Genomic DNA, 16,158 nt, shown 5'->3' with positions numbered 1-16,158 from the left:
TTGCCGTCGAAGGCTGCCCCCGGTCGGGAAACAGTCGAGTCATGTGTCGATTCCGATCAGTTTGAGGACGGGCCACGTTGTCACGCAAACAACGGGCCGGTTTCGTTAGAGGATCGGAACGGTCTTGGGCGGACGCGATAGGGCCTCGGACCGTGCCGCCGTAGCGCTGACGTGGCGTGGCGGCGCGGCGGGTCCGTCAGGCCATGACTGCGTCGAGCAACTCCCTGACGCCCTGCACGCGCTGTTTCAGATTGGGCAGGCTGGCCTTGCGGATCAGCCGGTCGGGGCCGGACATCTTCGTGTTGCGGTCCTTCTGGATCAGCATGATGACCTTGACCGGATCGATCGGCGGGTTGGGGCCGAACTGGACGCTGATCTGCGCATCGCTGGCGTCGAGCTTGGCGACGCCGTAGGGCTTCACGAGCAGGCGCAGGCGGTGCGATTCGATCAGGGCCTGGGTCTGCGGCGGCAGCTCGCCGAAGCGGTCGATCAGCTCTTCCTGCAGGCTGCGCAGTTCGTCGTCCGCGTCGCAGTTCGCGAGGCGCTTGTAGAGCGTCAGACGCTCCTGCACGTCGGGGCAGTAGTCATTGGGCAGCAGGGCGGGCGTGTGCAGGTTGATCTCGGAGACGACTTCCAGCGGCTGGCTGAGGTCGGGCTCCTTGCCCGCCTGCAGGTCGCGGACGGCGCGCTTGAGCATCTCGGTGTACAGGCTGAAGCCGACCTGCTGGATCTCGCCGGACTGGTTTTCGCCGAGCACCTCGCCTGCGCCGCGGATCTCCAGGTCGTGCATCGCGAGGTAGAAGCCGGAACCCAGCTCCTCCATCGCCGTGATCGCCTCAAGGCGTTTCTGCGCCAGTGGCGTCGGCTTTGCATGGGCGTCCGTCAGCAGGTAGGCGTAGGCCTGATGGTGGCTGCGGCCGACGCGACCGCGCAGCTGGTGCAGCTGGGCGAGGCCGAAGCGGTCGGCGCGGTTGATGATGATGGTGTTGGCGGTCGGGATGTTGATGCCAGTCTCGATGATGGTCGTGCACAGCAGCAGGTTCGCGCGTTGCGATGTGAAGTCGCGCATCACGCGTTCGAGCTCGCGTTCCGGTAGCTGGCCGTGGCCGACGACGATGCGTGCCTCGGGCACCAGTTCGGCGAGGTCGTTGCGCACGTTTTCGATCGTATCGACTTCGTTGTGCAGGAAATACACCTGGCCGCCGCGCTTGAACTCGCGCAGCACCGCCTCGCGCACGATGCCCTTGCTGTGGCGCTGCACGAAGGTCTTGATCGCGAGGCGCTTCTGCGGCGCGGTGGCGATCACCGAGAATTCGCGCAGGCCTTCGAGCGCGAGGCCCAGCGTGCGCGGGATCGGCGTCGCGGTGAGGGTCAGGATGTCGATTTCGCTCCTCAGCGCCTTCAGCGACTCCTTCTGGCGCACGCCGAAGCGGTGTTCCTCGTCGATGATGACGAGGCCCAGGCGCTTGAAGACGACGTCCTTCTGCAGCAGGCGATGCGTGCCGATGATGATGTCGACCTTGCCTTCGGCGAGCTGCTTCAGGGCCTCGGCCTGCTCCTTGGCGCTCTTGAAGCGCGACAGTTCGGCGATGCGGATCGGGAAGTCGGCGAAGCGGTCGGCGAAGGTCTGGTAGTGCTGCTCGGCCAACAGCGTGGTCGGCGTCAGGACGACGACCTGCTTGCCGTCGGCGACCGCGATGAAGGCCGCGCGCAGCGCGACCTCGGTCTTGCCGAAACCGACGTCGCCGCACACGAGGCGGTCCATTGGCCGGCCGGATTTCATGTCGGCGACGACGGCGTCGATCGCGCCCTGCTGGTCCGGCGTGGTCTCGAAGCCGAAGCCTTCGGCGAACGCGTCGAGGTCGTGCTGCTTGAAATCGAAGCGGTGGCCGGGGCGGGCCGCGCGCTGAGCGTACAGGGCCAGCAGTTCGGCGGCGGTGTCGCGCACCTGCATGGCGGCCTTGCGCTTCGCCTTGTCCCACTGGCCGGAGCCGAGGCGGTGCAGTTCGACGGCCTCGGGGTCGGCGCCGGCGTAACGCGTGATCACATGCAGCTGGGCGACCGGCACGTAGAGCTTGTCGCCGTTGGCGTATTCCAGGTCAAGGAACTCGGTCTGCCCCTCGCCGAGGTCCATGTGGATCAGGCCGAGGTAGCGGCCGATGCCGTGCGATTCGTGCACGACCGGATCGCCCGGTTTCAGCTCGGAGAGGTCGCGCAGCCAGCCCTCCATCGTCGCTGCCTTGCGTGTGTCGCGGCGGGCGCGCGTGCGCGTCGTCGCAGCGTACAGCTCGGATTCGGTGACAATCGCGATCTTCGCGTCGGGCAGCAGGAAGCCGGTCGCGAGCGGGCCGACGCCCAGCGCGAGGGGCTCGGCGGACGCGAGAAAGCCCGCGAAGTCCGCACTCGCGGCGGGTTTCAGTCCGTACTCGACGAAGAATTCCGACATCGTCTCGCGTCGGCCGGGCGCGTCGGCGAGCACCAGCACCCGCCCACCGGCCCTGGCCCAGTCGCCTTCGAGGAAATCCTTGAAACGATGCAGCGGATTGGTCGCCTTGCGCTCCACGGACAGATCGGGGAGCTGTGCCGCCGCGGCGGCTTCGGCGCCGGCATCCGGTGCCGCGATGTGGATGCGCGGGCGATCCTTCAGCGCGCCGTAGAAGGATTCCTGACCGAGAAACAGCGCTTCCGGCGGCAGTACCGGGCGCGTGCGGTCGCCCTTGAGGAAGTCGTAACGGGAGCGCGTGTCGCGCCAGAACTCGTCGATCGCGGTCGGAACGTCACGGTGCAGCACGACCGCCGCGTCGGCCGGCAGGTAGTCGAACAGGGTTGCGGTGTCGTCGAAGAACAGCGGCAGGAAGTACTCGATGCCCGCTGGGGCGATGCCGTTCGATACGTCCTTGTACAGCGACACGCGCGAGGGATCGCCCTCGAAGGTCTCGCGGAAGCGGCTGCGGAAGTGCGTGCGGCCCTTCTCGTCCATCGGGAACTCGCGCGCCGGCAGCATGCGGATTTCCGGCACCGGATAGACGGTGCGCTGCGTGTCCGGATCGAAGGTCTTGATGCTTTCGACCTCGTCGTCGAAGAGGTCGATGCGGAAGGGCAGGGCCGCGCCCATCGGATAGAGGTCGACGAGGCCGCCGCGCACCGAGAACTCCCCGGGGCTGACGACCTGCGTGACGTGGGTGTAACCGGCGACCGCCATCTGGTTGCGCAGCTGGTCGACGTCGAGCTTCGTGCCCTGCTTCAGGAAGAAGGTGTAGGCCGCGAGGAAGGCGGGCGGTGCCATGCGATACAGCGCCGTCGAGGCCGGCACGAGGACGATGTCGGCCTCGCCACGGCTCACCGCGTACAGGGTCGACAGGCGCTCGGAGATCAGGTCCTGGTGCGGAGAGAAGCTCTCGTACGGCAGCGTTTCCCAGTCCGGCAGCAGGTGGGAGCGCAGACCCGGCGCGATCCATGCGATTTCGTCCTGCAGCCGCTGGGCGTCGAGCGGGTTGGCCGTCACCAGCAGGAGGCAGCGCCCGCGCGACGCGAGCTGGGCGACCGCGACTGCATCGGCGGAGCCGGCGAGGGCGGGGAGGTCGAGGCGTGCTCCGGGTTTCGGGAGGGCGAGGGAGGCGAGTTGCGGAATCAGGGTGTCGAGCGGTCGGGACATCGGGCTGTTGCGGCCGGGCCGCTAACGGACGTGTGGGGGAAAGGGGCAGGAGGCAGGCGAGGAACGAATTATAGGGGATGCGCCGGCGGCGATTGGTCCGCAGTTCCTCCGGGTGCCGGTCCGGCGGCGGTGCCGTCGTGGATGCGTTGCTCGGCGGGGCCGGGCGCGGGCAGCTTCTCACGCAGCCAGGCCGCCGCGAGTTCGCCGAAGCGTTCGATGACGCCCGGTTCGCGGAATTCGTCCGAAGCGCCGGCGAGCACGTGCCAGTCGTGCGGGCAGCGCAGGTGTTCGCAGGCCTGGCGGATCATTCCGGCCTGCGGGTCGTCGCTGCCGACTACCATGCGCAGCGGAACGGCAAGCGTGTTGAGCGGCGTCAGGCCGGCGAGGTCGGGCCGGCCGGCGCGGCAGACGATTGCGGAGAGCCGGTCGCCGGCCTTCCATCCGGCACGGATCGCGGCGCCGCTTGAGGTGTCGGAGGAGACCAGGCCCACCCCGAGCCCGGCCAGCGGCGGCTGGTGGCCGACCCAGTCGAGCACGGCCACGACCCGGTTCGCCATCTGCGGCACGTTGAAACGGGCGTCCGGGTCGCGCGCTTCCTCATAGGCGGTGAGCAGGTTGATCAGCAGCGTCGCGAAGCCGGCACGCTGCAGTTCGCGCGCCACGCGCAGGTCGCGCGACTGTGCGAACGGGCTGCCGGCCGGCCGCAGCACCACGGCAAGGCCACTCACGTCGGGCGCGTGGACGAGCTCGCCGCTGAGCCAGATGTGCTCGAAGGGAATGCTGATGTCTGTCGTTCGCAGTTTCACGATTGCGCGGTTCCGGGTCAGGGCTTCGCGTGCACGGCGGGCTGCCGATGGATGGCGACCGGGATGCGGCGCGAACCGAAGGGCGAGGAAAAATGGCCGAAGCGGCCGGCGAGTGCCGTGCCGCACTTGCGGCAGGCGCCCGTGTCGTCGAGCGCGTAGTCGAGGATTTCGTACCAGTCGCGTTCGATGAGCGCAGTGCCGCAGTGCGTGCAACGCGTGATGCCGCCTTCGCGGTCATGCACGTTGCCGGTGTAGACATGCTTCAGCCCTTCCGCGAGCGCGATGCGGCGCGAGCGTGTCAGCGTCGCCGGCGGCGTCGGCGGAAGGTCGGTGAGCTTGAAGTCGGGATGGAAGGCGGTGAAGTGCAGGGGAACTTCGGTGCCCAGTTCCTTCGCGACCCATTGCGACAGCGCGCGGACCTCGTCCTCCGAGTCGTTGAGCCCCGGGATCAGCAGCGTCGTGATCTCGACCCATACGTCGCTCTCGTGCACCAGCCACTTGAGCGTATCGAGCACCGGCTGCAGGTGCGCGCCGCATTCCTTGATGTAGAACTCGTCCGTGAACGCCTTGAGGTCGACGTTGGCGGCGTCCATGTGGGCGTAGAACTCGGGGCGCGCGATGTCGGTGATGTAGCCGGCCGTCACCGCCACGGTCTTCAGGCCCAGCGCATGGCATGCCTTGGCCGTGTCGATCGCGTATTCGGCGAAGATCACCGGGTCATTGTAGGTGAACGCTACGCTGCTGCAGCCCCTGTCCGCGGCGGTGCGTGCGATCTCCTCCGGCGCAGCGGAGTCCATCAGGCGATCCATATCGCGGGACTTGGAGATGTCCCAGTTCTGGCAGAACTTGCACGCGAGGTTGCAGCCTGCCGTGCCGAACGAGAACACGCTGGTGCCGGGGTAGAAGTGGTTGAGCGGTTTCTTCTCGATCGGATCGATGCAGAAGCCCGAACTCCGCCCATAGGTGGTGAGGACGATCGTATCGCCCTCGCGCATGCGCACGAAGCAGGCTCCGCGTTGGTCCGCGTGCAGCCGGCAGTATCGCGGACACAGATCGCACTGGATGCGACCGTCGTCAAGATGATGCCAGTAGCGCGCGGGGTAGTTCATTTCACGGCTCCTTCCACTTCCGCACCGTGTAGGTCGCCGCCATCAGGTCCGGTGCGGGGCGATCCGGTACGAGGCCGGCCTTCTGCTTGAGCGCAGCGAGAAACATGCGTGGTTCCGGGAGCTGCTCCCATACCTGCGGCAGGAAGGTCGCGCTGCGACAGCCGGAGAACAGCAACAGTCCATCGACGCCGGGACGCAGCTTGCCGATCAGGTCGTCCTCGCCCGAGAACTCGACGAACTCGGGTGACGAGAGCAACGACACCTCGATGTCGACCTTGTCGAGCTCATCACGCGACATGGGCGGAAATCGCGGATCCCTTGTTGCGGCGCCCACCGCATTGATTACGACATCTTCGCCGAGCGATCGTTGCGGGCGGACGCTGCCGATGCAGCCACGCAATTCCCCCCGGCGCTTGATCGTCACGAAAGTCGCACCGCGCTCGTCGAGCCGCGGATCGCCGGCCGGCGGATCCTTCTCGGCACCGAGTTCATGCGCGATCGCGTGGCGTGCGCGGGCAAGCAGGATGTGGCCGAGTTCAGTGTCGGGCGGAAGCGGCATGGCGAGACGATTCGCAGAAGGCAATGCTGGTGTAGCCGACGACCCGCGCACGGTCCCCGGCCGTGTCGCCGGAATTGCGCAGATCGAGGAGATGGGGTTCGAGGCCGTGACGCGCCGCGACGCGCAGCAGTCCGTTGATCGGTGTCGCGCCGCAGGCTTGGTCGTGGTCGAGACCGGTGCGCAGCTTGAGGATCTGGTCGACCGAGCTGCGGTCGGTGCAGCAGGCCTGCGCATAGGGTTGATAGTGCGAGAGGTCCGAGCTGATGACGATCAGCGTTTCCGGCCCGCCCCACAGCGCGTCGAGGATATCCGCCACCTGATCGCCGGTGGCGCCGCCCACCAGCAGCGGGACGAGTTCGAAGGCGTCGAGGATGGTCTGCAGGAAGGGAAGCTGAACCTCCAGGCAATGCTCGAGTGCGTGCGGCCGATCGTCGACGACGACATCGGCACGCTGCTGCAGCGCGAGCCAGTCCTTGCGGCTGATGGGCACGGGCCCGAGCGGCGTCGAAAACACCTGCGCCGCGGGCAGTGCGAAGGATGCCACCGGCACGCGGTGGGCGGGCCCCAGCAGCACCACACGCCGCACCACGTCGCGCAGCCCGGCGGCCGCGGCGTAGGCGCTGGCCGCAACCGGACCGGAGTAGACGTAGCCTGCATGCGGCACGATGAGCGCCTTCGGCGCGGACACCGTTTCCAGCGGCACGGCAGTCGACAGCATTTCACCGATCTGGGCCTGCAGCACCTGCGGATCGTCGGGATAGAAGTAGCCGGCGACCGCAGCGGGGCGAATGGAGGCAGTGGCCATGGAATTCCTTTCGGGTGAGATGGCTGGGCCGAACGCGTGGTTCAGCTTTTGCTAATTATAGGCTTCCCGGAAACATTGCGAGCCAGGCGATCCCGCCGCCCAGGCCGGCCGCAACCGCGCCCATGCCGCCGAGAATCTTCATGCCCAGCGGCCGTCCGCCCACGACGAGGGCAATGCCGGTCTTGAACACGAGATTCGCGATCATCGCCAGGCCGATGGCGATCACCGTGACGTCGAGCGCGAGCTTCCCAAGGTTGAAGAGGCGCATGCTCGACAGTGCGATGGCATCCAGGTCGGTGAGGCCGGACACCAGCGCGAGAACGTACATCCCCTGATTGCCGGCGATGTCGGAGAGCCAGGCCGAGATGAAGAGCACCACGGCATACACCGCACCGAAGCCGAGCGCGGCGCGCAGTTCGGTCGGGTTGCGCGTCTCGGGCATGAAGGCCTGGACGCTCGTCTGCTCCCGCCAGTACCAGAACAGGCTGAGCGCGCCGAGGAGCAGGGCGGGGGCCACCGCAATCGCCAGCGATTTCACGACGCCCGGCGCCACCAGCGCGGCGATCACGGTGACGCGGACCATCATCACCAGATTCGCGAGCACGATCACGAGCGCGGCCACCGGGGCGGAGGGCGGCGCCTCGCGCGCATTGCGTGCATAGATCAGCGTCGTGGCCGTGCTCGATGCGAGCCCTCCGGCAATGCCGACGAGCGCCGCACCGTAGCGCGCCCCCACCAGGCGCAGCGTCGCGTAGCCCGCAAGGCTCAGGCCCGAGATCAGGACCACCATCCACCACACCTGGCGCGGGTTGATCGCGTTGTACGGGTCCAGGGTTTCGTTCGGGAGGAAGGGCAGGATGACCAGCGACAGGACGGCGAACTGGAAGATCGAGATCCATTCCTTTGCCTCCAGCCGCGTCGCGACGCCCCGCAGTTCGGTCTTGAAGTAGAGCAGGATCGTCGTCGCGACCGATAGGATCACCGCCACCATCGCATGGCCCAGCCATACGGCGACCCCCAGGCAGTAGCACACGAGCAGGGCGGCCACGGAGGTGGTCCCCGGATCGACCGGGTCCGGATGGCGCAGGTAGGCGGCGATGATCATTGCGCCGATGATCGCCATGCCGACGACCACCGGCGCGATGGAGGCGAGGTGTTCGCCGAGCATGCCCGTCAGGGCGCCCAGCAGGCCCACGATGCCGAAGGTGCGGACGCCGGCCCGCGCCGACGCGACGCGCTCGCGCTCGAAACCGATCAGCAGACCGATGCCGATCGCGATCAGGAAAGCCTCGATCTGGGAAAAATCGACCGGTTTTGCAAAGGGCACTGCGGGCTCTCCTTTCGCACGTTCCGTACTGGTTTCGCGGGGCGGCCTCGTTCTTTCATTCCCGTTTGCAACTTTATTCCAATCGTCGCCGGTGCGCACGCGGTGGGCGGAGTTTCGCCCGGTCTGGCGCGGCACGGTTAGAATCCGCGCCATGCAGAACTTTCATCCCCGCCATTTCGCGATCGTTCCGGCCGCCGGCAGCGGTAGCCGCATGGGCGCATCACAGCCGAAGCAGTATCTCGAGCTCCTCGGCAAGCCGCTCATCCGCCATTCGCTCGAAGTGCTGTGCGCAACGCCGGAGATCGACAAGGTCTTCGTCGTGCTGTCGGTCGGCGATGCGGAGTGGAAGCGCCACGACTGGTCCGGCCTCGGTCCCAAGCTGGTGCCGTTGTTCTGCGGCGGTGCCACGCGCGCCGACAGCGTGCTGGGCGGCTTGCGCTCGATCGTGCGCGAGGCGGAGCAATCGGACTGGGTGCTCGTGCATGATGCGGCGCGCCCCTGTCTCGCCCGCTGGCACATCGAGAAGCTCATCCGCGATCTCGCCCACGACGAGGTCGGCGGCATTCTGGCCGTTCCCGTCGCCGATACGCTCAAGCGTGCCGACGCGCACCGCCACGTGCTCGAGACCGTACCGCGCGACAGCCTGTGGCAGGCGCAGACACCGCAGATGTTCCGCTACGTGATGCTGCGCCGTGCGCTGGAGGCCGCGAACAACGTCACCGACGAGGCCAGCGCGATCGAAGCCGCCGGCCTGCGTCCCCGGCTGATCGAGGGCGACGCCACCAACCTGAAGGTCACCTATCCGCTCGACCTGCACCTGGCCGAGTGGATCCTCACGAACAGGGATTCCCGCTGACATGAAAGTACCCTTCCGCATCGGCCAGGGCTTCGACGTGCATGCCCTGGTGCCGGGACGCCCGCTGATCGTAGGCGGCGTCACGATTCCTTACGAGCGTGGGCTGCTCGGCCATTCCGACGCCGACGTGCTGTTGCACGCGCTGACCGATGCGCTGCTCGGTGCGGCGGGGCTGGGCGACATCGGGCGCCTGTTCCCCGATACCGACCCGCAGCACGCCGGCGCGGACAGCCGCGTGCTGCTGCGCGAGGCCTACGCCGCCGTGCGCAAGGCTGGTTTTGCGGTCGTCAATGTCGACGCCACGGTGATCTGCCGCGCGCCGCGGATCTTGCCGCATGCCCCGGCGATGGTCGCGAACATCGCGGCCGATCTCGGCATCGGGGAAGCGATGGTGAACATCAAGGGCAAGACCACCGAGAAGCTCGGCTTCACCGGTCGCGGCGAAGGCATCGCTTCCCAGGTCGTGGCCCTGCTCGTGCAGGATGACTCGGCCGCCTGACCCTGCGCCCGGCGCACGGCAGCGCGTGCGGGTGTTCTTCGCCATCTGGCCGGCACCGGCAATCGCGCGCAGGCTGCACCAGGAGGGCGAGCGCGCACACGGACTTACCGGTGGTCGCCGCATGCGCCGCGACACCCTGCACCTGACGCTCGCATTTATCGGCGATATTCCGCGCGAGCGCCTCGAAGAGCTGCGCGCGGCGGCGCACAAGGTCGCGTTCCCGCCGTTCACGCTCCGCCTCGACCGCATCGCCGGCTGGCGCCACAACCACATCGTGTGGGCGGGGGCGAGCGAATTGCCAGGGGAACTGGAATCGCTCGTGACGCAGCTCAACGCCGCGCTCGCCGAAGGCGGCTTCCCCGTCGAACACCGCAAGTTCGCCGCCCACGTCACGCTGCTGCGCAACGCACGTGGTGAGTTTTCCGCGACGGCGCTCGATCCTCCGATCGAATGGCCGGTGGGCGAATTCGTGCTGGTCGAGTCCGACCCCAAGCCCGAAGGGGCGCACTACACCGTGCTCGAATCCTGGCCAGGTGCTGCCGGCGCGCAGGCCTGAGTCCGCGGGCAGGGGGCGCTGCATCCCTGCAAGCTCGCCGCCGGCGTCCTAAAATGAATGGTCGGCGAACGTACAGGGGCGCCGCAGGGAGGGTTTCCGGATCCCAATATCGCCAAGGGCGGCGTACAAGAGTCGCCCGCACCTGAAGATCAGGAGAACTGCCATGGCAATTCCGTCGAGAGTTCACGAATTCATGATGGAGCACGGTCTGCGCTACGACGTGCTGAGCCATCCCCATTCCCACAGCAGCATGGATACCGCGCACCTTGCGCGCATTCCGGCGAGCAGCCTCGCGAAATCGGTCGTGCTCGAAGACGACCACGGCTACCTGATGGCCGTGCTGCCGTCGACGCAGCACGTGCAACTGGGCATCCTGAGCCGGGTGATGCATCGCGAGTTGCGGCTGGCGAGCGAGTCCGAGCTGTCGGAGCTGTTCGGTGACTGCGAAGCCGGCGCGGTGCCGCCGCTAGGGGCAGCCTACGGCATGCGCATGATCGTGGATGAGAGCATTGCCGATCAGGACGAGATCTATTTCGAGTCGGGCGATCACGAGAAGATCATCCAGATGAGCCGCAGCGACTTCATGACGATGATGGACATGGAGAATGCCCAACGCGTGCACTTCACCGGCGGCAACTGGCGCCACTGACGTGGCGCGGCGCGCACGAAAAAAAGCGGGGCGCCAAGCGCCCCGCTGCTCTTCGGGACCGCTCTTCACGGTCCCATCGTCTCCTGATGAGAGACGCTCGAAGAATCGGTCGGAATCAGACGAACAGGCAGGACGCTAGGCGTTCGCGCAGCACCGGTTCGGGTTCCTTGGTGTAGTCCTTTTCGAAGCGATCCGTGATCAGCTGTGCGGTCGGGGTGTCGAGCACCGAGTTGAGCATTCCCATGAATGCCGGTGGCGCAAAGACGATGGCCCGGCCGAATGCGTTCGTGGCTCGTCCTTTGTATAGCTCCTGTGCGATCTCCTGCGCAAATATCTTGGCCTCGTGAGTCTTGGGCTGGGTCTGCGCCTGCTTCGAACCCGATGCGTTGCCCGCCGAGGGCGACGCGCCCGCGCGGTCGGTAACGAGTTCGGAATTTTTCTGTCGACTTTCGGGGTGGATCAGCTCCTTAACCAGCGTCAGGCCCTTGTTGGGACCAAGGTTCGCATACAGTTTGGCCAGGCTGGCATTGGCAACCAGAATCCAGGTAATCGCCATGAATCGTCCTCCGGGATTTGAGTCGAACGGACAGCACGCTGCGCCTGCGAACGCAGCAATTCCAGCTTAGACCTGCTGTCAAAGGATCGCAATCGAATTTCGTCTGCGGAGTTTGCAGCGATTCGTGAAAGGCGCGCAGGAGCTGGATTCACAGGATTTTTCGGGTGCCGAACATACGCTGTAAAACCCATATGGAATATCGGCGCTGGGCCTTGTTCGCGCCCGTGCGGGCCGGTCGGGCGTTCAGAAGATCCCGAGCGCCAGTCCGCTAGCGATCGCCTCGCCGAGCTCCTCGCATTGCACGAGCGCGTCGTCGCTGACGAGCTTGCGCACGATCAGCGCGTCCGCCACCGCCTTCCAGCCGTAGCCGCGGGCAATGCGCTCGATCTCGCGCACCGCGCCCGTCCCGTCGTTCCCGGCGCTGACGAACACGGCGTAGGGCAGGGCTGTGAGCTTGCCCTCGCAGGGGTAATAGGTGCGGTCGAAGAAGTCCTTGAGGGCGCCCGACATGTAGCCGAAATTCTCGGGCGTGCCGAGCAGCAGGGCGTCGCACCCGAGCAGGTCGTCGACGCCCGCATCGAAGGCCCGCTTCACGACGGTGTCCGTCTCGGCCACGCGCCGCGCGCCGCGCACGACCGCCTCCGCCAGACGGCCGGTATTGCCGGACTGGGTGTGATACACGACGAGCAGCCGCTTGCGTTCGCTCATGGCGATTCGACGTCGGCGTCCCGCGGCGGTTCGCCGTACAGGCGCCGTTCGCCGGCAGCGGGATCGGCGCCGTAGAACTGCCGGAGCTGCTCGTAGATTGCCGGGAAGTCCTCCTGCAGCAGGCTGGGCGCTTCGAAGAAGGTCTCGGACGCGACGGCGAAGAACTCCCCCGGGCTTTCGGAACCGTAGGGGTCGAGCGCCGTCTCCTGATGCGCGTCGACCTGCCGGCAGAAGCGCTCGTAGCCCGCCGAGAAGGCCTCCGCCCAGGCCTTGCGGGACATCCCCGCGGGCAGCAGGGGCAGGCCGTCGACCTCGCCGTTTTCCATGTCCAACTTGTGGGCGAACTCGTGGACCACGACGTTCACACCTTCCGGCGCATCTTCTTCGTCGTGCCATGACACCAGCACCGGACCGCCTTCCCACGCTTCGCCGAGCACCTCGTCGTCGTATTCATGCACGATCCCGGTCTCGTCCATGATCTTGCGCGGAATGACGAAATCTCCTGGGTACACAATCACGCCGACCCAGCCGCGGTAGGCGTGCAGCCCGATGCGCAGCGCCGGCAGACAAGCCTGCAGCGCGATCGTGACGATGACCTCGTCGGTGAGCGCGAAGCCGTGGGCGCCGTAGAACTGCTTCTCGGCGATGAAGGCGCGCGCCAGTTCGCGCAGCCGCGGGCGGTGCTGCGGTTCGAGGTAGTCGAGGAAGGGCAGTCGCGCTTCCGCGCGCGCCCACGTTTCGTCGGAAACCGACACCGCATCGACGCGGCGCGCCCTGCGCCAGCGGCGGAAGCGTTCCAGGAGGCCGATCATCGCGTCAGCGCGCCGGTCCGCGAGTGGCCAGCACGATGCCTGAAAACACCAGCACGATCCCCGCGAAGTGGTACCACAGCGGCCGTTCGCCGAGGAAGATCGCCGCCAGCAAGGTCGTGAACACGGGCATCAGATGGATGAACTGCGCGCCGCGGTTCGGGCCGACGGCGGCCACGGCGGCGTTGTAGAACACATAGCCGAGGAAGCCGGGGAAGATTCCCGTGTAGAGAATGCCGGCGACCGATGCGGCGCTGATCGCAATTGTCCGTCCTTGGTCGATTTCCCACAGATAGGCGGGGATCAGCGGCAGCAGGCCGACGAGCGTGAAGGCGGCGAGCAGCAGCATCGGATCCACCCCGGCGGGGCGCCGCTGCAGCCCGACGGTGTAGATGCCCCAGGTCAGGACCGCGAGCAGCATCCACAGGTCGCCGCGGTTCAGGCTCAGCCCGAGCAGGGTCGCAATGCTGCCGTGGCTTACGATCGTCATGACGCCGGCGAAGGACAGCACGATCGCCAGCGTCTCCAGTCGCCCGAGGCGCTTGCCGAGGAACAGGAAGGCCAGCACGATCGTCGCGATGGGCGTGAAGGAGTTGAGCAGCGTCGCGCTCGTTGCGGTTGTGTACTGGAGCGCGATGTAGGCGAAGGTGTTGTAGCCCCCGACGCCGACCAGGCCGAGGAACACGACCGTCGGCCAGCGCGCCCGCAGTTGCGGCCACTGGCTGCGCAGGTGCGGCAGCGCGAACGGGAGCATCAGCATGAGCGCGATCGTCCAGCGCCAAAATGCCAGCGCCAGCGGCGGGACCGCCCCGTGCAGCCCACGGCCGACGATCATGTTGCCGGACCAGAACAGCACGGTGAGGGTGAGCAGGAGGTAGGGGTTGGCGAAGGTTTTTTTCATTATGCGTGCGCGCCTGCCGCGAGTGGTGGCTCGTCCGTGTGGCGCATCCGTCGGGCCGCAGATGATCTCACACCGCGCGGGTGTGGCGTGCTCCGCGCCGTGTTGGGAGCACCGTATGGGATAATCCGCGCATGGTTTCCGTCACGCATGCAATTTCCCAGTCCGAGTCCGCGGCCCCCATCGACCTGCTCGCCGAAGGGCTGAGCACGGAGGAGCGCGCGGCCATCGTCGATGCCGTTGCCCTTGCCGAGGGCGTCTATGAAGGACATTTTCTCGGCACCGGTGAATCCGTCTGGACCCACGCGATCGGCATGGCGCTGATCGTGGCCTCGCTGCGCCTCGATGTCGAAACGCGGATCGCTGCGATTCTGTTTGCGGTCGGGGACTATATCGACGGCGCCACCGACAAGATCGCCGAGAAGTTCGGACAGCCAGCCGCCCGTCTCGTCGATGGGCTGTGCCGCCTCAACGGACTGCGTCTGCTCACGCGCATGACCGCGACGGCGACCGCGCCCGAGATCCGCGCCCAGACGGAAGTCCTGCGCAAGATGCTGCTCGCGATGGTAGAGGACATCCGCGTCGTGCTGCTGCGGCTCGCGTCGCGCACGCAGACGCTGCGCTACTTCACGGAACACAAGGTCGACGTTCGCGCCGACGTCGCGCGCGAAAGCCTCGACATCTACGCGCCGCTCGCGAACCGCCTCGGGGTGTGGCAGCTCAAGTGGGAGCTGGAAGACCTGTCCTTCCGCTTCCTCGAACCGGAAACCTACAAGCGTATCGCCAAGATGCTCGACGAGCGCCGCGTCGAGCGCGAGGAATTCATCCAGTCCTCGATCGAGCGGCTGCAGAAGGAAATCGCCGCGGTCGGCGTCAAGGCCGAGGTCTACGGGCGACCGAAGCACATTTACAGCATCTACAACAAGATGCGCGCCAAGCGGCTCGATTTCTCGCAGGTCTACGACATCCGCGCACTGCGCGTGCTCGTCGACAACGTGCGCGACTGCTACACCGTGCTCGGCATCGTGAACCAGTTGTGGCAGCCGATCGGTCAGGAGTTCGACGACTACATCACGAACCCCAAGGGCAACAACTACCAGTCATTGCACACCGCGGTGTTTGCCGGAGACGGCCGCGCGCTGGAAGTCCAGATCCGCACGCACGACATGCACCGCCATGCGGAACTCGGTGTTGCCGCGCACTGGCGCTACAAGGAAGGCAGCAAGAGCCACGGCAGCGATTACGACGAAAAGATCGCGCTGCTGCGCAGTCTGCTGTCGTGGCGCGACGAAGTGACCGACTCGGCCGACTGGGTCGAGAAGTTCAAGCGTGCCTCGCTCGACGATGCAATCTACGTGCTCACGCCCCAGGGTAAGGTCGTTGACTTGCCGCGCGGCGCCACGCCGATCGATTTCGCCTACCGCCTGCACACCGACCTCGGCCACCGCTGCCGCGGCGCCAAGGTGGACGGCCACCTGGTGACGCTCAACACGCGGCTCGAGAACGGGCAGACCGTCGAGATCAACGTCGCCAAGGAGGGCGGTCCCTCCCGCGACTGGCTTAACCCGACGCAGCACTACGTCGCGACCAGCCGCGCGCGCAACAAGATCCGCCAGTTCTTCAGCCAGCAGGAAGAGGAAGAGCTGCTGGCGCGCGGGCGCAGCTTCGTCGCGCGCGAACTGCAGCGCGAACGCCAGTCGCGTGCGAACATCGACGAGCTTGCCGGCAGGCTGGGTTTCAAGAATGCGGAATCGATGTACCTCGCCGCCGGGCGCGGCGAGGTCGGGCCCCGCTCGGTGCAGATGGCGCTGCGCGAGGGTGAGGCGCCCGAAGCGGCCGTTCCGGAACCCGAGATCGTCATCGGCCGGAGCCACAAGAACGACTCCAACGACAAGGTACTGGTCGTCGGCGTCGGCAAGCTGATGACCTCGCTCGGCCGCTGCTGCAAGCCGGCCCCTCCGGATGCCATTGAAGGCTTCGTCACCCGTGGCCGCGGGGTGTCGATCCACCGCATCGATTGTCCCGACTTCCAGCGCCTGGTGCGCGATCATCCGGAGCGGGTCATCAAGGCGGATTGGGGTGAGCAGGCCTTCAACAGTCGCGATTCGGTCTTTCCGGTGGATGTCGCCGTTCAGGCAGCCGACCGGCAGGGGCTGCTGCGCGACATTTCCGAGGTGCTGTCGCGCGAGAAACTCAACGTCATCGCCGTGAATACGATAACGAAGAAGGGTACGGCGTTCATGCGCTTCACGATGGAGGTCAACAGCGTCGCGCAGGTGCAGCGTGCGATCGCGCTCATCCGCGAAGTGCGCGACGTGATCGACGTGCAACGCAAGTAATGTCCGGTTCCTGAGGAGCAGGAAGCG

Annotated in this window: 15 protein-coding genes; 5 read left to right on the top strand and 10 right to left on the bottom strand. The window is 66.7% G+C overall.

Going from position 1 to position 16,158, the window contains the following annotated elements; all coding sequences use genetic code 11:
* Window positions 1-196: 196 nt before the first annotated feature.
* From mfd to AzCIB_RS10185, 6 genes are all read right to left on the bottom strand, one after another.
* A complete protein-coding gene (gene mfd, locus AzCIB_RS10210) occupies window positions 197-3,655 on the bottom strand; it encodes a transcription-repair coupling factor (RefSeq protein WP_050415797.1) in 3,459 nt (1,152 codons plus the stop codon).
* Between the two features lie 68 nt (window positions 3,656-3,723).
* On the bottom strand, window positions 3,724-4,461 hold the full coding sequence (locus AzCIB_RS10205; protein WP_232299407.1) for a dienelactone hydrolase family protein: 738 nt from the start codon (window positions 4,459-4,461) through the stop codon (window positions 3,724-3,726).
* Window positions 4,462-4,478: 17 nt separating this feature from the next.
* Window positions 4,479-5,570, bottom strand: a complete 1,092-nt coding sequence (amrS, locus tag AzCIB_RS10200; RefSeq protein ID WP_050415796.1) for an AmmeMemoRadiSam system radical SAM enzyme — start codon at window positions 5,568-5,570, stop codon at window positions 4,479-4,481.
* A gap of 1 nt (window position 5,571) precedes the next feature.
* Window positions 5,572-6,129: an AmmeMemoRadiSam system protein A gene (gene amrA, locus AzCIB_RS10195; RefSeq protein ID WP_050415795.1), complete on the bottom strand. Its 558-nt coding sequence runs from the start codon at window positions 6,127-6,129 to the stop codon at window positions 5,572-5,574.
* A complete protein-coding gene (gene amrB / locus AzCIB_RS10190; protein ID WP_050415794.1) occupies window positions 6,107-6,934 on the bottom strand; it encodes an AmmeMemoRadiSam system protein B in 828 nt (275 codons plus the stop codon). The genes amrA and amrB overlap by 23 nt, the downstream gene beginning before the upstream one ends.
* 55 nt (window positions 6,935-6,989) lie before the next feature.
* Window positions 6,990-8,261 carry an MgtC/SapB family protein gene (locus AzCIB_RS10185; protein ID WP_050415793.1) on the bottom strand — a complete coding sequence of 424 codons (1,272 nt, stop codon included), beginning with the start codon at window positions 8,259-8,261 and terminating at the stop codon, window positions 6,990-6,992.
* 151 nt (window positions 8,262-8,412) lie between these two features.
* Here AzCIB_RS10185 and ispD point away from each other — a divergent pair, with 151 nt between their 5' ends.
* From ispD to AzCIB_RS10165, 4 genes are all read left to right on the top strand, one after another.
* On the top strand, window positions 8,413-9,117 hold the full coding sequence (gene ispD, locus AzCIB_RS10180) for a 2-C-methyl-D-erythritol 4-phosphate cytidylyltransferase (RefSeq protein WP_198149658.1): 705 nt from the start codon (window positions 8,413-8,415) through the stop codon (window positions 9,115-9,117).
* Window position 9,118: 1 nt separating this feature from the next.
* A complete protein-coding gene (gene ispF, locus AzCIB_RS10175) occupies window positions 9,119-9,616 on the top strand; it encodes a 2-C-methyl-D-erythritol 2,4-cyclodiphosphate synthase (protein WP_050415792.1) in 498 nt (165 codons plus the stop codon).
* On the top strand, window positions 9,600-10,172 hold the full coding sequence (gene thpR, locus AzCIB_RS10170) for an RNA 2',3'-cyclic phosphodiesterase (RefSeq protein ID WP_050415791.1): 573 nt from the start codon (window positions 9,600-9,602) through the stop codon (window positions 10,170-10,172). Before ispF ends, thpR begins: the two co-directional genes overlap by 17 nt.
* Window positions 10,173-10,335: 163 nt before the next feature.
* Complete coding sequence (locus AzCIB_RS10165; RefSeq protein ID WP_050415790.1) at window positions 10,336-10,821, top strand: aminoacyl-tRNA deacylase; 486 nt, start codon at window positions 10,336-10,338, stop codon at window positions 10,819-10,821.
* Window positions 10,822-10,936: 115 nt separating this feature from the next.
* Here the strand turns inward: AzCIB_RS10165 and AzCIB_RS10160 are convergent, their stop codons facing one another.
* From AzCIB_RS10160 to AzCIB_RS10145, 4 genes are all read right to left on the bottom strand, one after another.
* On the bottom strand, window positions 10,937-11,377 hold the full coding sequence (locus AzCIB_RS10160) for a host attachment protein (RefSeq protein WP_050415789.1): 441 nt from the start codon (window positions 11,375-11,377) through the stop codon (window positions 10,937-10,939).
* Between the two features lie 243 nt (window positions 11,378-11,620).
* Window positions 11,621-12,085 (bottom strand): flavodoxin family protein, encoded by a 465-nt coding sequence (locus AzCIB_RS10155; protein ID WP_050415788.1) that lies wholly within the window; start codon window positions 12,083-12,085, stop codon window positions 11,621-11,623.
* Window positions 12,082-12,897: a M90 family metallopeptidase gene (locus tag AzCIB_RS10150; RefSeq protein WP_050415787.1), complete on the bottom strand. Its 816-nt coding sequence runs from the start codon at window positions 12,895-12,897 to the stop codon at window positions 12,082-12,084. Before AzCIB_RS10150 ends, AzCIB_RS10155 begins: the two co-directional genes overlap by 4 nt.
* 4 nt (window positions 12,898-12,901) lie before the next feature.
* On the bottom strand, window positions 12,902-13,795 hold the full coding sequence (locus AzCIB_RS10145; protein ID WP_050415785.1) for a DMT family transporter: 894 nt from the start codon (window positions 13,793-13,795) through the stop codon (window positions 12,902-12,904).
* A 131-nt stretch (window positions 13,796-13,926) separates the two neighbouring features.
* Here AzCIB_RS10145 and AzCIB_RS10140 point away from each other — a divergent pair, with 131 nt between their 5' ends.
* Window positions 13,927-16,131, top strand: coding sequence for a RelA/SpoT family protein (locus AzCIB_RS10140; protein ID WP_050415784.1), 2,205 nt, complete (start codon window positions 13,927-13,929; stop codon window positions 16,129-16,131).
* Window positions 16,132-16,158: the final 27 nt, after the last annotated feature.

Source organism: Azoarcus sp. CIB, assembly GCF_001190925.1.
GTDB lineage: Bacteria > Pseudomonadota > Gammaproteobacteria > Burkholderiales > Rhodocyclaceae > Aromatoleum.
This window is presented reverse-complemented; position numbering and strand designations above follow the sequence as displayed.

Excerpts from the sequence above, each read along its gene's own strand:
- AzCIB_RS10155 (WP_050415788.1), bottom strand. The coding sequence starts at position 12,085 with ATGAGCGAACGCAAGCGGCTGCTCGTCGTGTATCACACCCAGTCCGGC.
- AzCIB_RS10150 (WP_050415787.1), bottom strand. The coding sequence starts at position 12,897 with ATGATCGGCCTCCTGGAACGCTTCCGCCGCTGGCGCAGGGCGCGCCGC.
- thpR (WP_050415791.1), top strand. The coding sequence starts at position 9,600 with ATGACTCGGCCGCCTGACCCTGCGCCCGGCGCACGGCAGCGCGTGCGG.
- mfd (WP_050415797.1), bottom strand. The coding sequence starts at position 3,655 with ATGTCCCGACCGCTCGACACCCTGATTCCGCAACTCGCCTCCCTCGCC.
- amrS (WP_050415796.1), bottom strand. The coding sequence starts at position 5,570 with ATGAACTACCCCGCGCGCTACTGGCATCATCTTGACGACGGTCGCATC.
- AzCIB_RS10160 (WP_050415789.1), bottom strand. The coding sequence starts at position 11,377 with ATGGCGATTACCTGGATTCTGGTTGCCAATGCCAGCCTGGCCAAACTG.
- AzCIB_RS10165 (WP_050415790.1), top strand. The coding sequence starts at position 10,336 with ATGGCAATTCCGTCGAGAGTTCACGAATTCATGATGGAGCACGGTCTG.
- amrB (WP_050415794.1), bottom strand. The coding sequence starts at position 6,934 with ATGGCCACTGCCTCCATTCGCCCCGCTGCGGTCGCCGGCTACTTCTAT.
- amrA (WP_050415795.1), bottom strand. The coding sequence starts at position 6,129 with ATGCCGCTTCCGCCCGACACTGAACTCGGCCACATCCTGCTTGCCCGC.
- ispD (WP_198149658.1), top strand. The coding sequence starts at position 8,413 with ATGCAGAACTTTCATCCCCGCCATTTCGCGATCGTTCCGGCCGCCGGC.
- ispF (WP_050415792.1), top strand. The coding sequence starts at position 9,119 with ATGAAAGTACCCTTCCGCATCGGCCAGGGCTTCGACGTGCATGCCCTG.
- AzCIB_RS10140 (WP_050415784.1), top strand. The coding sequence starts at position 13,927 with ATGGTTTCCGTCACGCATGCAATTTCCCAGTCCGAGTCCGCGGCCCCC.
- AzCIB_RS10145 (WP_050415785.1), bottom strand. The coding sequence starts at position 13,795 with ATGAAAAAAACCTTCGCCAACCCCTACCTCCTGCTCACCCTCACCGTG.